Genomic DNA, 13430 nt, shown 5'->3' on the forward strand with positions numbered 1-13430 from the left:
GCGCGCGGGTCGTGCGGATGTGTGCTATTCCTTCCCGACGTAGGTGCGGGTGCGCGTGTCGACGCGGATCGTGTCGCCCATCTTGATGAACAGCGGCACGCGCACCACCAGGTGGTTCTCGAGCGTCGCTTCCTTCAGGACGCTGCCGGCATTGCCGACCGAATGCGACGGCGCCGCGGTTTCGGCCACGGCCAGGCGGATGATCTCGGGCATTTCCAGCGCGAGCGGGCGGTCGTCGACGAACATGACGCGATACTCTTCGCCCTCCTTCAGGAACGGTTCACAGCCGTGCAACTGCACGCCGCTCAGCGCGTGCTCCTCGAACGTCGCGCTGTCCATGAAGACGTAGGCCCCGCCCTTCGCGTAGAGGTATTGCATCGCGCGCATGGCGTGCGAGACCTCTTCGATCGGCTCCAGGTCCGCCAGCGTGCGGTCCACCGGGTGGCCGTCGCGCACGTCGCGCAGCGACACGTGCACCGTAGGCCGCTGCTTGCCCGTGTGCCGCTCCTGGAAATCGGTCACCGAGTAGACATGGTTCTGATGACGGATCAACATGCCACGCTTGAGAGGGATGTTCATGACGTGCTCTCCGACATGCGAGTGGCTGCGCCTATTATACCGTATCCCGGGGTCGGAGGGACCCCCCAGCCGCGAACGCGGGGCGGCCGGATCGACCCCACCGGCAGCCCGCTGCCGGGTTGCCACGCGGCCCCTGCACGGGCCGATGCGGGGAGGTTTGACGCCCGCGGTCCCGGCCCCTAGTTTGAGCCACACAGCGCCCCAGCAGAGGTAACGTGCGATGATCGATCGTGGAGTCTATGCCAAGGTGCCGGCCGGGACGCACTTGCCGTCCGCGGTGAATGTCATCGTGGAAATTCCCAAAGGCCGGCGGAGCAAGTTCGAGGTCGATCAGGCGACGGGGCTGATCCGGCTGGACCGCTACCTGTACTCGTCGAGCCACTACCCCGGCGACTACGGGTTCATCCCGCAGACGCTGGCCGAGGACGGCGACAACCTGGACGTGCTGGTGATGGTGAACGAGCCAACGTTCAGCGGCTGCCTGATCCAGGCCCGCGTCGTGGGACTGTTCCGGATGATCGACCGCGGGCAGCACGACTACAAGGTGCTCGCGGTGCCGAGCTCCGATCCGCTGTTCGCGGAGATCAGGGATCTCCCCGACGTGCCGAAGCACTACCTGCGCGAAGTCGAGCACTTCTTTGCCAGCTACAAGCTGCTCGAGGGCGTGACGATCATCACCGAGGGCTGGGACAACGCCACCGCGGCCAGCACGGAGGTGCACGCGTCGGTGGACCGGTTCATGGCGGAGCTGGCCCGCCGGGCGAAGAGCCAGTTGGGCTGACGAGGAGTTGACATGGTCACCGTGCTGCTCACGTGCGGGCTGATCGTGCTGGCGCGCATCGCCGACGTCTCGATCGGGACGATCCGGACGATCAACGTCGTGCAGGGCCGCCGATCACTGGCGCTGGTGCTCGGGTTCTTCGAGGTGCTGATCTGGGTGTTCGTCGTCTCGCGCGTGATCAGCGAAATCCGCCAGCCGGCCTATGCCCTGGCCTACGCGCTGGGCTTCGCGCTGGGGAACTGGGTGGGGATGACGATCGAGGCGCGCCTGGCGATGGGTCGGCAGGTGGTGCGGATTTTCAGCCGACAGGGACCGGAGCTCGCGGTGGCGCTGCGCGAAGCGGGGCTGCGCGTGACGCAGTTCGACGGTTACGGGCGTGACGGTCCGGTGCAGCAGCTGTTCATCGAGGTGGAACGCCGGTCGGCCAGCAACGTGATCACGCAGGCGCGGGGGCTGGACCCGGCGTGCTACTACATGGTGGACGACGTGCGGTTCGCGTCGTCGCAGATGGTGCAGGCGAGCCAGCCCACCGGCTGGCGGGCGGTGTTCAAGAAGAAGTAACTGGCGGACACGGCGGCAGCAGCGGCGCGCGGGCCGTCACTGCACGTGCTCCGGCGCGGGTGGCACGGTTTGGCGCAACCAAGCCGTGGCCGCGTGCCGGACCTACCGGCGTCGAGTCCGCTTCTGCACATGCTCCGCGGTGATGACCGAGCGCAGGCCGCCGCGGGGGTTCCAGTCCGTCTCGATGCGCATCCAGCGCGGGTGCAAGACGGCGACCAGCTCGTCGAGAATCCGGTTCGTGACCGCCTCGTAGAAGATGCCCTCCTCGCGGAAGCCCTGCAGGTAAAGCTTCAGGCTCTTGAGTTCCACGCACAACCGGTCGGGAACATACTCGATCACGACCGTGCCGAAATCCGGCTGCCCCGTGACGGGGCAGCGGCTCGTGAACTCCGGCGCCACATGCCGGATCGTGTAATCGCGCCGGGGACTGGGGTTGGCAAACGTCTCCAGACCGTAGTTCTTGCGCTGCGCCATGGCCTCACTCCGCATCCGCTGGGGCACCGGTCACCGGCCACCGCCGCCTGTCTGATAAGCCGGATCGCCGCCGGTCGCAAGCGGGTCACGGCCGAAACCGCCGGTGGCCTGGAAATCTGCATCGCGTCCGCCCGAATTCTCCATGCGGCGCAGTTGGCCCGCGGCGTGTGGCCCGGGCGCGTTCCGGAAACGGTGCGTTTTTCTAATTCCACTACCCGTTGTATGGATTACACTTACACCTGATGGAAACGATCGGCGGCGGTGGCGGCGGCCTGCTCGGGCGGCTGGGCGAAAGGGTGCTCGGGTACATTGCACTCGGGCTCATCGTCCTCGCCGGCGTGGCCTTGTGGCGCATGGGACCGGAGGGCCGCGGCGCGATCTGGAGCGGCATCTGGCGCACGGCGGTGTGGATCATCATCGCCGTCGGCCTGCCGTGGGGCGCGCGGCTGTTCATCAAGCGGATCCTGGAGGTCGGCTCGAATTGGGCCGGCGTGATCCTGCTGGTCGCGTTGGGCGTGGTGGACCTGGTGGCCGGGCTGATCCTGATGGGCGGCTGGCCCACGGGCGGCTGGGGCTGGGCGGCGGCGCTCGCAGCGCTGGCGCTGGCCGTGTCGTATAATTACCTGGTGACGGAGTATCTGTCGGAGCAAGCCGGCGGATGAGGGGTTGGCGAAGGGACCGATGAACACGAAGTACCAACCGGGCGCGCGAGTCAGCGAGTACGTACTCGAGGAGTGCGTGGGAGCCGGTGCGTTCGGCGAGGTCTGGCGCGCCCGGCACCACATCTGGGAGAACGAGCGCGTCGCGGTGAAGGTGCCGACCGAGCCGGAGTACGTCCGCTACCTGCAGCGCGAGGGCGTTGTCGTCCACGGCCTGCGGCACCCGAACATTGTGCGCGTACTGGGCCTGGATCCCTACGCTGAAATCCCCTACCTGGTCATGGAACTGGTCAGCGGCCCGTCGCTGCGCGACGTGCTGAACGAGCATCCGCAGGGCCTGCCGCTGCCGACGGTCAGCGTCATTCTCCGCGGTGTGCTGCGCGCCATGACGGCGGCCCACGAGGCCCACATCATTCACCGCGACCTGAAGCCGGGTAATGTGCTGCTGGATCTCGACGAACGGCCGCTGGCGGCGTTGGGCGTCGACGACGTGAAGGTCGGCGATTTCGGACTCGGCTTCGGCAATGCCGACGCGCTGCGCTCCATGGTCGTGCAGTCCGCGTCGATCGCGCGCACCGACGAGAGCGCCGTACTGGCCGGCACGCTGGCGTACATGGCACCGGAAGTTCGCGACGAGGGCCGCACGCCCGACCCGCGGGCCGACCTGTTCGCGATCGGCGTAATCCTGTTCGAGCTGCTGACGGGCAAACGGCCGGCGGGCGCGGAAGTGCCGAGCACACTGCGGGGCGACACGCCGGCGGCGCTGGACGAAGTGTTTCGCCGGCTCTACGCGCGTTATGACAACCGCTACGAGAGTGCGAATGCCGTGCTGCGCGACCTGGACGCACGGCTGGAGCCCGGTCGCACCGCGCGGACGCCGGGCGTGCCGCCACCACCGCCGCCGCCGACCGCGGGAGGCACGTATCTGCTCTGCCCGGCGTGCAATCGGCCGGTGGAGCGTGAGGACCAGTTCTGCACGCACTGTGGATTGCAACTGTCGAAATCGGTGCGGCGCTGCCTGAGCTGCGGCGGCTACCCGGGGCCGCATGACAATTACTGCATCTTCTGTGGGACGGCACTGGCGTCGTCCCGGGAGTAACGCGCCATGTGCCTGGCCGACGCGGGAATCACGTTCGTCTGGGTCGGCGGGATCCTGCTCGTCGGGTTCGTCGGCTTCTTCGTGATGATCGCGGCCGCGGTCGGCCGCGTGCTGCGGTTCATTGTCCGGTCGGTACTGGGACGCGGCGCGCGGTCGGCGCTTCCGACGCTGGCCGGGACGGCGGAGCGGGTCTGCGGGCACCCGCGCTGCGGGCACCTGAACCCGCGCGATGCCCGCTATTGTGCCCGGTGCGGCAGCGCGCTCGGGGCAACTGGGAATGTAGACGACTATGGATGAGCGCAGCCGGCATCGCCAGTTCGAAGACCAGTTCCTCCGGCAGTTGCGCGCCCGGGCGCAGGCCCTGCTGCGCCGCACGCTGCCGGCGGACCAGTTTCAACTCGAGACATTGCCGGATGGCATCGACACCGTGCGGGCGACGCTGACGCGACTGGAGCGTTTCGACCGCGCCCTCATCGAGCAATTGCCGGGGACACGGGCGGTGCAGATGCGCTTTCAGCAGCGCGTCTTCGGGCCGTTTTACTCGACGGTGGCGCGGCTGCGCGCGCAGACACTCGCCCCGCTGGAGGCCCTGGTCGCCAACGAGCCGGCCGGTCCGGTCGGACGCGAGCAGGTGCTGGACGCGCTCGCGCGCTACGAGCTGCTGCCACGCCGCGAGCGGCCCAAGCTGGCGGCGTTCGCGAGCGCGACCGGGTTCACGCCGGAGGCAAAGGCCCTCGTGCATTCCGGCAATACGCCGACGCTGGTCCTGCTGGGCGGGCGGCCCGACGGCGGCTGGGATGTCGAGCTGCCGGCTGCGCTGCGGCGCGGGGCGTGGGGCAAGTTGTTCGAGCTGGAGTCGCAGGACGAGCGGCTGAAGCGGCTGCTGTCGCACCTGGAGAAGAGCCGCGGGCAGCTCGAATCACGCGGCATCTCGGTGCCGGAGCTGGCGGAGCAGCTCGGGTTGGAGCGGGAGGCGACGGAAGCGCTGGTGCGGCAGGCGTGCCGGCATGATTCGCGCTTGCTAACCGTCGTGCATGAAGGCACGATTCACGTGTGTCGCAGCCCCCTGGGAGAAGAGAGCAACACGATGAGCCTGCGAAGCTGGATCCGGAAATTGCTGCGGCTGAAGCCGACGGTGGGCGAGCAGGTGCGGGCCCTCACGGCGCAGCGCGTGCAGCTCGAACAGCAGCGGCATGAGGTCGACCAGCGCATGACCGGGCTGGAGACCGAGGAACGCGAGTGCGTCGAGAAGGGCGCCGCCGCCAAGACCGACGTCGAACGCAAGCAGCTCGCGGGCAAGCTGATGCGCGTCCGGCGTGACCTTCGGCGGGTGCGGGCGCAGGCCAACGTCTATACGCAGCAGATCGACATCCTGGGCACGCATATCCACCATCTCACGCTCGCCGAGCAGGGCAAGCGGATTGAGCTGCCGAAGGCCGAGGAGCTGACGCGCGAGGCCGCCGAGGCCGAAGGCATGATGGCCGAACTGGCGGCGAACGCGGACCTGGCGAACAGCATCGAGGTCGGCGCGCAAACGCCGCTGATGGCGGAAGAAGAAGCCGCCATCCTGGAAGAATTCAAACAGGCAGCGGGCCAGCAGGCCGCGGCGCCGGAAGCGGCCAGCGGCGTCAAGGCGCCTGCGGAGCGTGCCAGCGGCCGTGAGGCGGCGTCCACTCCGCCGGTGCCAACGGACAAGAGCAAGGCCCGGCCGGAGATGACCTGAACGCGTGGGCGCGTGGGCACGTGGGAAGGTGAGAACGTGGGAACGGGCCGCGCAGCGCGATCTGGCTGAATGCTGAACGCTGAAAGCTGAGAGCTTCTTCATGAACTTCTTCGAGTGGCTCACGACGCGGCGGAAGACGCTGGCGACCATGAACGCGGCCGAGTTGCGGGCGCAGGAGATGCTCCTCGACAACGAGCGCAACCGCATGCAGGCCAAGATTCGGCAGCTCGCCGGCGAGAAGCAGAAGATCATCGAGCAGGGTGCGAAGGAGAAGACGCCGGAGATGCGGCGGACGTTCGCCCAGCAGTTCGACCTGTTGCACACCGAGCAGATGATGGTCGCGCGGCAGCTCAACATCCGCAGCAAGGAGATCATCACCGTCTCGCGGCTGCGCATGCTGCGCGAGCATGCCCCGACGGCCGCGCTGGCCGGCGGACGCGTGACGATCCGCGACGCGGACCTGGCGCTGATCGCCCGGCTGATCGAGAACGACCAGATCACGAGCGAGATGTACAACGAGCGGCTGAATGAGATCCTCGCGCTGGGCCAGGCCGCGGACGAGGCCGCGACGGGCCTCTCGCCGGCGAGCCAGGAGCTGATGAAGGTCTGGAACGACATGGACGCGGGCCTGATCAAGACGACGGGTGAAGCGTTCGACGAAGCGGAGAAACGCGTGCGCGAGCGCGGAGCGGAAGCGTAAGCGGTGATAAGGTGATAACGTGATAAGGTGATAAGGGAGGTCGCGCGTGGGGGCGAAGCGATTCGAAGATCTCAAGGTGTGGCAAGCCGCGCGTGAGTTGACGCGCGGCGTATATCGTGCGGCGGACACGCAGCAGCTCGGGAAGGATTGGGCCTTGGCGAATCAGATGAAACGCGCGGCGGTCAGCATTGGCAGCAACATCGCCGAGGGCTTCGAGCGCGGCACGCGGAAGCAGCAGATCGAAGCCTGCTACACGGCCAAGGGTTCAGCCGGCGAGCTGCGCAGTCAGGTGATCACTGCGTCAGACGTCGGTCTCATCGACAAGCGGGCATACGAGTGGTTGCTCGAGCGCTGTGAGTCGTGTTCCCGTCAGCTCCAGGCGTACATAGCCCACTTGCGACGGACGCGCGACGGCTGTCCCGGCCCCAAGTACCTCGAGCCGAGCGGGGACGGCACAAAAGGAGCCGGCGATGAATGGGCATGAAAGGCGCCCAGCGCACCTTATCACGTTATCACCTTATCACTTTATCACCCTCGCGCAAGTCGGGAGCTGACTATGGGTTTGTTCAAGTCGAAGGACGAACGCCGCATCGAGCGGGACATCAAGATTCGGCAGGGCATCCGGCGCATCGAAAAGTCCATCGCCGAGCAAAACAAGTTCACCGACGAGTTCGTCAAGAACGCCCGCCAGGCCAAGCAAATCGGCGACATGGCGAGCTACCAGTTCATCCGCAACTCACTCAAGAAGACGGCGACCATCAAGAAGCTGCTCGAACGGCAGCTTCTGGCGGTGAAAAACGCCCTGCTGATCAAGCGGCAGGCCGAGGCGGCCGCGGACTTCGCCGGTGCAATGAAAACCATGGCCGCCGAGGTGAGCCGGCTGTACGGCGACACGGACCTGGCGAAGACGCAGCTGGACTGGGAGAAGGCCATGGCCCAGTCGCAGTCGATGGAAGAGCGCATGGCGATGTTCCTCGACGGCATGGAAGAGGGCGCGGCGGCGGACGTCTCGCGCGCCCCGGCGGAGGCGATCAGCGACGAGGAGATCGACCGGATGATCGCGGCCGAGGAGCAGGTCGACCAGGCCCGCGAGGCGCAGCAGATGAGCGCGCTGCGGGCGGAGCTGAACGCCCTGAAGGACCCGGGGCAGAAGGAGACGAAGTAGGCTATGTCGCTCCCGTGGATCGAGCTGCATGGTCAACGTTCGCCGCGTGAGCGGATGTGGCGTGGGCGTCCGCTTTCGCCGGTAACGGAGGTACGCATGTTCTTCAATGATCAGGGACCGGTGCCGGAGACTTTTCGCAAGCTGCGCGAGCGGTTGGCGCAGGCTGGGTTGCCGCACATTTTCATGGGTGCCGTGGCGTTGAATGCCCATGACTACCGGCGGGCGTCCGAAGACGTTGATTTGTGCATGCGGGCGGAGACGCTGGAGGCGTTTCGCAAGCTGTTCGTCGGCACGGTGTATCAGCAGGTGGCTGGCCGACCGCGGAAGTTCTTCGATCCGCAGACGCAAGTGACCTTCGACATCCTCGTCGCGGGCGAGATCGCCGGCAATACGCGCAAGCAGCGCCAGGTGCGCTTTCCGGACCCCTCCGAAGCGGAAACGCACCGCGACACGCCGGTCCCGAGCCTGGCGCGCCTGATCGAGCTAAAGCTGGTCACTTGGCGCTACAAGGACTGGGGCGATGTGGTCGAGCTGATTCGCATCCACGACCTGGGCGAGTCCTTTGCGGATCAGCTCAACCCGATTGTCCGTTCCGCCTACGTGCAGTGCTACGACCAGAAAGTCGAAGAGGACCGCTACAACCCGGAGATCCGCGATCCGCCGCCGGCCGATTAGGCGGGCCAGATGCAAGCACTAGACGAACGGACGGCGCTCCGGGCGGAGTTGAACGCCTAAAAATACGCAGGGCAGAAAGAGACGAAGCGGCGGGCTTGAACGCCAGAAAGCGCGCGATGGTAGGACCTTGCGGATGAGTTGCCGAGCCGTATGGCCACTTGGGACCGTCCTCGCGCTCGCGGCCGTATCCCTCGGCGTCGCGTGCCAGCGGAGTTCGGATCGTGCGCCGGCGCGTGAGCTGCCGCCCCGTCCGTTGCGCGTGCTGACGTGGAATGTCCAGAAGGGCGAACACGGACTCGATGCTCTTATTGCTGAGCTGCGCCAGGCTGACGCCGACATCATCTGCCTGCAGGAAGTGACGGAGCCGCGTGGCAAAGCCGCAGTTCCCAACCAGTCTGAACAGCTGGGCAAAGCGCTGGGCATGTATGTCTACTCGCACGGCGACCGCTTGGACGACGAGCGCAACCAGGCGCTTGCGATCCTGAGCCGCGTGCCGCTGCTGGAGACGAAAGCGCTGTGCGCGCCGGACACGACGCGCAACTACGCAGTCACCGCGGTCGCGCCCTGGCGCGACCTGCGCCTGCGCATCGCGTGCGTCCATCTGGCCGGCACATGGAAAGCACAGTGGGAGCACGTTCAGGAAACGAGCGCGGCGCGCCTCCGTGACTGGACCGCTCTACGCGCGGCGGCGAACCAGTGGACCGGACCGACGATCATTGCCGGCGACTTCAACACGCTGCCCGGTGCATCGCAATTTGCCGAGCTCGGCGATCGGCTACGCATCGTCAGCGGCACGGAGCCGACGTTCCCCAGCGCAACACCGGCAATGTGCCTCGACTATGTGCTGTCGAGCACGGAGTTGTCCTGCACCAAGGTCACGCGCGTCGCGACCGCCGCGTCTGACCACCAGCCGGTGCTGGTAGAATTCGACCTGACCGACGCCGCCACAACGAAGCCAACCACGCAACCGAGGCAGGCTGAACGTGAGCCCTGAGTACGAAACCTGTATTGCGCCGCGTGCGCTCGAACCGCCCCGCGGCGGTGATCTCAAACCGATGAACCGCAATTGAGCAGTGGAGCTATGCCGGCCACCTTCGCCACCTTCCAGCGTCTGAAAGACAAAGGCCTCGCGGCCCTGCGGCAGGGCGACTATGTCGCCGCCAAGCCGTATCTCATCCAAGCCGCCGAGTGCATGATTGACATCTCCGAGGAGAACAAAGACCCCCGCCAACGCGCCGAGCAGGAGGCCTACGCCAAGGAGCTGCTCGAACTCGCCAAGGACTGCGACCGGCGGGCGACGCGCGGCGGCGGCCCGCGCGGCGAACGCGTCCGCGAGGACGGCGACTCCGGCGCGAAAGCCGACGACTGGATCGTCCGCGAAAAGCCGAACGTGCGCTTCACCGACATCGCCGGCCTCGACGACGTCAAGGACGAGATCGCCCTGAAGATGCTGTATCCGTTCCAGCACCCGGAGCTGGCCCAGCGCTACGGCATCAGCGTCGGCGGCGGCATGCTGCTCTTCGGCCCCCCGGGCACCGGCAAGACCATGTTCGCCAGGGCCATCGCCTGCGAGCTCGACGCGACCATGTTCGTCATCAGCCCGGCCCAGCTCATGAGCAAATGGGTCGGCGAGGCGGAGCAGAACGTCAAGAAACTCTTCGACGCCGCCAAGAGCGAGCAGAAATCCGTCATCTTCATGGACGAGGTCGAGGCCCTGGTGCCCCGCCGGCGGGAGAGCCAGTCCACGGTCATGACGCGCGTCGTGCCGCAGATCCTGCAGGAGATCGAGGGCTTCGACCGCAAGTCCGACCGGGCCCTGATGTTCCTCGGCGCGACCAACGAGCCCTGGAGCCTCGACCCGGCCATGCTGCGCCCGGGCCGCCTGGACGCGAAGATCTACGTCCCGTTGCCCGATGCGGAGGCGCGCTTCAAGCTGTTCGAGATCTACCTCGGCAAGCGCCCGCTGGACGACGACGTGGATTTCGCCAAGCTCGTCGAGGCCACCGACGGCTACAGCGGGGCCGACATCAAGGCCATCGCCGAGCGTTCCGCAAGTCGTCCGTTTTTAGAATCGGTGGCGGGGGCTCAGCCGCGTAACATAATGATGGCGGACGTGTTGGACGTGATCGCGCGCACGCCGGCATCGGTCAGCCGCAAGGACCTGGCGAAGTTCGACCAGTGGGCCGCGGAACAGGGTTAAGGCGCGCCCGGCGAAGTCGGGTGTGCCGCTGACGGAGGACTGAACATGCGATCGGTTGGGTGGGCGTACGCGTTGTGGGCGCTGTGCCTGGTCGCGGTGGCCGGTGTGCACCGCTTCTACCTCGGCAGGTACATCACGGGCACGATCTGGTTCTTTACGTGGGGCGTGTTCGGGATCGGGTCGTTCATCGACCTGTTCCTGATCCCGGGCATGGTGGAGCAGAAGAACCGGCAACTGGTGGGCGCCGGAAGCTGGCAGATGCCGTAGCTCGCCGCAGTCACGGAGCATGGGCATGAGCCGCGACGTGTTAAAACGGCTGACCGATCCGCTGGTGGTCGCCCTGCGCTGCACGGGCGCGGACTGGCCACGCGGGCTGCTCGCGGAAACGCGCCTCCCGCCGGCGTGGCTCGCACTCGTCGTGCGCGCGGATGGCCGCCGCCGTCTCGTCCCGGCCGGCGAAGACCCGCGCCCGGAGCGCGACGACACCGTCGTCCTCGTACGTCAGCATGCGCTCGCCATCCCCCTCACCGCGAACAATGTGCCCTCCGCGGATGGGCACCCCGTCAGCGTGGCCGGCGAGCTGATCGTGCAATGCGCCGCGCGCGACGACGAGCTGGCGGCGCTGCACAAGACGTTGCTGGCCGCCGATGAGCTGCACGTCGCGGACGTGGCCAGCGCCCTGCGTGACGCCGGCGCCCGCACGGCGATGCAGCAATTCATTCAAACGCAGCCGGCCGAGCGATTGGTGCATGCGGACCTCCGCGCGGAGCTGCTTGCCGCCCTGCGCACGGCCTTGCAGCGCTTCCTGTTCTCCGCCGGCCTGGTCGTCGAGCGCATCGGCAAACTCGAATTCACGAGCGCGAGCTTCACCCGGCACACCGCCCTGGAGCGCGACACGGCCCGTCGCATCAAGGAAATCGAAGCCCGGGGCGTTGTGGAGCGCGCCGCCCTCGCGGCCACGCAGCGCCGCCTGGGCGAACTCGGCGATATCCTGGCCAAACTCAAGGCCACCGCCGCCGCCGATGAGGGCCGGCAGTGGCGCGAATTGCTGCCAAGCCTCACGCCCAGCGAGCGCGGCCGACTGCTCGAAAGCCTGTGGCGACTCACGCCGGACCGCACCACCGCGGAGGCCCTGGTGGCCGTCGCCGGGCTGGAGTGCGTCTGGCTCGACCCCGCCGAGCCAGAGCGGATCGTCCGGCGGGTGACGCTCTCGGAGGAACTCGGCGGCCTGCGTTCGGTCGTGCATGATCCGAGCGGCGCCCTTTGGGTGGGTGCCGCGCGGGGTGTGTGGCGGCTGCGCGCCGGCGACGGTGCCGTGCTCGGCCACTACGCCATTCCCGGCGACGATACGCCGCGCACGGGGATCAACGCGGCGGTGGCGCACGGCGGGCGCCTGTTCGCGACGCACTCGCAGCTCGGTGTGTGGTCGTGGAGCATCGATGATGCAGCGGATGTGGCCCCGCTATTGACGCCGGCGGGCGGCGTACCCAAGACCATCCGGGCCGTGACAGTGACGGAGCACGGCTGGATCGTGCTGGCTGCGGACGAGTTCGTGCACGCATTCACCGCCGCCGGCGAGCGACTGTGGCAGAGCGGTCGCGCGGACGGGTCGATTCATTGTCTCGCACCGCTGGAAGGCCGGCTCTACGCCGGCACGGCGCGCGGGGCGTTGCAGCGCTGCGAGCTGGAACTGCCCGGCACGTGGCTGACGCTACACCGGGCACGCGCGGCCATTGAGACCGTGCAGGCCCGGCGGTGGGACGACCTGGTCGAACTGGTGATTCCGGCGGGCGCGGAGGGCGTGCATGGCGTCTACGCCGAGGAGGGCATGGTCTCGCGCTTGCTCGAGGCGCCAGTGCCAGTGCGGCGCGTGTGGGCATGTGACGATGTGCTCGTGGCGCTCGCGGACCAGCGCGACCGGCTGATTGTGCTGAACGGGTCAATGCCGGCGCGGACGGGGCGGGAGGTACCGATCGCGCGGCTGCTAGGCCGGTCGGTGCACGATGCGTGTCTGGTTGTCCGGCACGCAGACAGCGACGCAGCCAGACCCCCGAGCGGCGAGTGGGCCCGCGCAGCGGCGAGAAGTTGCCCAGCGACAGAGCCACGCACCCACGAAGGGAAGGACGCATGAACGCAGTGCCGAATACCCGGGCCGAATTGGCGCGCGTGATCGATCACACGTTGCTCAAGGCCGAGACCACGCGGGCACAGGTCGAGAAGCTGTGCGACGAATGCCTGGAATACGGGTTTTTCGCCGCGTGCGTGAACCCCGTGTGGGTACCGCTGTGTGCCGATCGGCTCGCGCACGGCGACACCGTCGTCGCGAGTGTCGTGGGTTTTCCGCTCGGCGCGAACACGAGTGACATCAAGGCGTATGAGGCCCTGACCGCGCTGGAGAACGGCGCCCGCGAGGTTGATCTGGTGGTCAACCTCGGCGCGCTCATCGCCGGCGATCGGACCGCCGTCACGCGCGACATCGCCGCCGTCGTCGAGTCGGTCAAGCGCGCCGACCCCGCAGCGCTGGTGAAGGTCATCCTCGAAACTCGGGCGCTCACCGATGAGCAGATCATCGCTGGCTGCCGCTGCGCTGCGGAGGCCCAGGCCGATTTCGTCAAGACGTCGACCGGCTTTCATCCCGCCGGCGGCGCCACCGTCGAGCATGTGGCCCTCATGCGCAAGCACGCCGCCCCGCTGAAAGTGAAAGCCTCGGGCGGCATCCGCGACCTGGCAACGGCACGGGCCATGCTGGCGGCCGGCGCCGACCGGCTGGGCGTCTCCGCCGGTGTGGCGATCGTGCGTGAGCTGGAGGGCTGA

At 67.5% G+C, this 13430-nt stretch carries 17 protein-coding genes; 15 read left to right on the plus strand and 2 right to left on the minus strand.

All coding sequences use genetic code 11. The features are described 5' to 3' along the window. Positions 1-24: 24 nt before the first annotated feature. The gene (locus KA383_07125; GenBank protein ID MBP7745891.1) at positions 25-579 is read right to left on the minus strand and encodes an elongation factor P; all 555 of its coding nucleotides are present in this window, start codon (positions 577-579) and stop codon (positions 25-27) included. A 220-nt stretch (positions 580-799) separates the two neighbouring features. Between KA383_07125 and KA383_07130 the strand changes: the two genes are divergently transcribed. Both KA383_07130 and KA383_07135 read left to right on the plus strand, forming a co-directional pair. Further along, positions 800-1360 carry an inorganic diphosphatase gene (locus KA383_07130; GenBank protein MBP7745892.1) on the plus strand — a complete coding sequence of 187 codons (561 nt, stop codon included), beginning with the start codon at positions 800-802 and terminating at the stop codon, positions 1358-1360. A 12-nt stretch (positions 1361-1372) separates the two neighbouring features. Then, the gene (locus KA383_07135) at positions 1373-1921 is read left to right on the plus strand and encodes a DUF2179 domain-containing protein (protein MBP7745893.1); all 549 of its coding nucleotides are present in this window, start codon (positions 1373-1375) and stop codon (positions 1919-1921) included. Positions 1922-2023: 102 nt separating this feature from the next. Here KA383_07135 and queF read toward each other — a convergent pair whose 3' ends face one another. Continuing rightward, positions 2024-2395 carry an NADPH-dependent 7-cyano-7-deazaguanine reductase QueF gene (gene queF / locus KA383_07140; GenBank protein MBP7745894.1) on the minus strand — a complete coding sequence of 124 codons (372 nt, stop codon included), beginning with the start codon at positions 2393-2395 and terminating at the stop codon, positions 2024-2026. 242 nt (positions 2396-2637) lie between these two features. Here queF and KA383_07145 point away from each other — a divergent pair, with 242 nt between their 5' ends. The 13 genes from KA383_07145 (at position 2638) to KA383_07205 (ending at position 13430) form a co-directional block, all read left to right on the plus strand. Continuing rightward, complete coding sequence (locus KA383_07145) at positions 2638-3057, plus strand: hypothetical protein (protein ID MBP7745895.1); 420 nt, start codon at positions 2638-2640, stop codon at positions 3055-3057. A 19-nt stretch (positions 3058-3076) separates the two neighbouring features. Then, positions 3077-4153 carry a protein kinase gene (locus KA383_07150; GenBank protein MBP7745896.1) on the plus strand — a complete coding sequence of 359 codons (1077 nt, stop codon included), beginning with the start codon at positions 3077-3079 and terminating at the stop codon, positions 4151-4153. A gap of 6 nt (positions 4154-4159) precedes the next feature. Continuing rightward, positions 4160-4450 (plus strand): zinc ribbon domain-containing protein, encoded by a 291-nt coding sequence (locus KA383_07155; protein MBP7745897.1) that lies wholly within the window; start codon positions 4160-4162, stop codon positions 4448-4450. Next, entirely contained in the window at positions 4443-5876 is a 1434-nt protein-coding gene (locus KA383_07160; protein ID MBP7745898.1) for a hypothetical protein, read from the plus strand. The genes KA383_07155 and KA383_07160 overlap by 8 nt, the downstream gene beginning before the upstream one ends. Before the next feature lie 100 nt (positions 5877-5976). Beyond that, positions 5977-6576: a hypothetical protein gene (locus KA383_07165; protein ID MBP7745899.1), complete on the plus strand. Its 600-nt coding sequence runs from the start codon at positions 5977-5979 to the stop codon at positions 6574-6576. A gap of 46 nt (positions 6577-6622) precedes the next feature. Beyond that, a complete protein-coding gene (locus KA383_07170) occupies positions 6623-7060 on the plus strand; it encodes a four helix bundle protein (protein MBP7745900.1) in 438 nt (145 codons plus the stop codon). Positions 7061-7132: 72 nt separating this feature from the next. Continuing rightward, on the plus strand, positions 7133-7741 hold the full coding sequence (locus tag KA383_07175) for a hypothetical protein (GenBank protein ID MBP7745901.1): 609 nt from the start codon (positions 7133-7135) through the stop codon (positions 7739-7741). Between the two features lie 96 nt (positions 7742-7837). Further along, positions 7838-8416 (plus strand): hypothetical protein, encoded by a 579-nt coding sequence (locus KA383_07180; GenBank protein ID MBP7745902.1) that lies wholly within the window; start codon positions 7838-7840, stop codon positions 8414-8416. 133 nt (positions 8417-8549) lie between these two features. Continuing rightward, on the plus strand, positions 8550-9410 hold the full coding sequence (locus tag KA383_07185) for an endonuclease/exonuclease/phosphatase family protein (GenBank protein ID MBP7745903.1): 861 nt from the start codon (positions 8550-8552) through the stop codon (positions 9408-9410). An 87-nt stretch (positions 9411-9497) separates the two neighbouring features. Next, complete coding sequence (locus KA383_07190) at positions 9498-10616, plus strand: ATP-binding protein (GenBank protein MBP7745904.1); 1119 nt, start codon at positions 9498-9500, stop codon at positions 10614-10616. A 45-nt stretch (positions 10617-10661) separates the two neighbouring features. Continuing rightward, positions 10662-10883, plus strand: a complete 222-nt coding sequence (locus KA383_07195; protein MBP7745905.1) for an NINE protein — start codon at positions 10662-10664, stop codon at positions 10881-10883. Positions 10884-10908: 25 nt separating this feature from the next. Continuing rightward, a complete protein-coding gene (locus tag KA383_07200; GenBank protein ID MBP7745906.1) occupies positions 10909-12747 on the plus strand; it encodes a hypothetical protein in 1839 nt (612 codons plus the stop codon). Further along, positions 12744-13430 carry a deoxyribose-phosphate aldolase gene (locus tag KA383_07205; GenBank protein ID MBP7745907.1) on the plus strand — a complete coding sequence of 229 codons (687 nt, stop codon included), beginning with the start codon at positions 12744-12746 and terminating at the stop codon, positions 13428-13430. The genes KA383_07200 and KA383_07205 overlap by 4 nt, the downstream gene beginning before the upstream one ends.

It is taken from the genome of Phycisphaerae bacterium (assembly GCA_017999985.1).
Classification (GTDB): Bacteria; Planctomycetota; Phycisphaerae; order UBA1845; family Fen-1342; genus JAGNKU01.

Bases quoted from the DNA above. Each gene is read 5' to 3' on its own strand.
- queF (MBP7745894.1), bottom strand. From the start codon at position 2,395: ATGGCGCAGCGCAAGAACTACGGTCTGGAGACGTTTGCCAACCCCAGT.
- KA383_07200 (MBP7745906.1), top strand. From the start codon at position 10,909: ATGAGCCGCGACGTGTTAAAACGGCTGACCGATCCGCTGGTGGTCGCC.
- KA383_07145 (MBP7745895.1), top strand. From the start codon at position 2,638: ATGGAAACGATCGGCGGCGGTGGCGGCGGCCTGCTCGGGCGGCTGGGC.
- KA383_07160 (MBP7745898.1), top strand. From the start codon at position 4,443: ATGGATGAGCGCAGCCGGCATCGCCAGTTCGAAGACCAGTTCCTCCGG.
- KA383_07185 (MBP7745903.1), top strand. From the start codon at position 8,550: ATGAGTTGCCGAGCCGTATGGCCACTTGGGACCGTCCTCGCGCTCGCG.
- KA383_07155 (MBP7745897.1), top strand. From the start codon at position 4,160: ATGTGCCTGGCCGACGCGGGAATCACGTTCGTCTGGGTCGGCGGGATC.
- KA383_07150 (MBP7745896.1), top strand. From the start codon at position 3,077: ATGAACACGAAGTACCAACCGGGCGCGCGAGTCAGCGAGTACGTACTC.
- KA383_07180 (MBP7745902.1), top strand. From the start codon at position 7,838: ATGTTCTTCAATGATCAGGGACCGGTGCCGGAGACTTTTCGCAAGCTG.
- KA383_07190 (MBP7745904.1), top strand. From the start codon at position 9,498: ATGCCGGCCACCTTCGCCACCTTCCAGCGTCTGAAAGACAAAGGCCTC.
- KA383_07205 (MBP7745907.1), top strand. From the start codon at position 12,744: ATGAACGCAGTGCCGAATACCCGGGCCGAATTGGCGCGCGTGATCGAT.
- KA383_07130 (MBP7745892.1), top strand. From the start codon at position 800: ATGATCGATCGTGGAGTCTATGCCAAGGTGCCGGCCGGGACGCACTTG.
- KA383_07135 (MBP7745893.1), top strand. From the start codon at position 1,373: ATGGTCACCGTGCTGCTCACGTGCGGGCTGATCGTGCTGGCGCGCATC.
- KA383_07175 (MBP7745901.1), top strand. From the start codon at position 7,133: ATGGGTTTGTTCAAGTCGAAGGACGAACGCCGCATCGAGCGGGACATC.
- KA383_07195 (MBP7745905.1), top strand. From the start codon at position 10,662: ATGCGATCGGTTGGGTGGGCGTACGCGTTGTGGGCGCTGTGCCTGGTC.
- KA383_07125 (MBP7745891.1), bottom strand. From the start codon at position 579: ATGAACATCCCTCTCAAGCGTGGCATGTTGATCCGTCATCAGAACCAT.
- KA383_07165 (MBP7745899.1), top strand. From the start codon at position 5,977: ATGAACTTCTTCGAGTGGCTCACGACGCGGCGGAAGACGCTGGCGACC.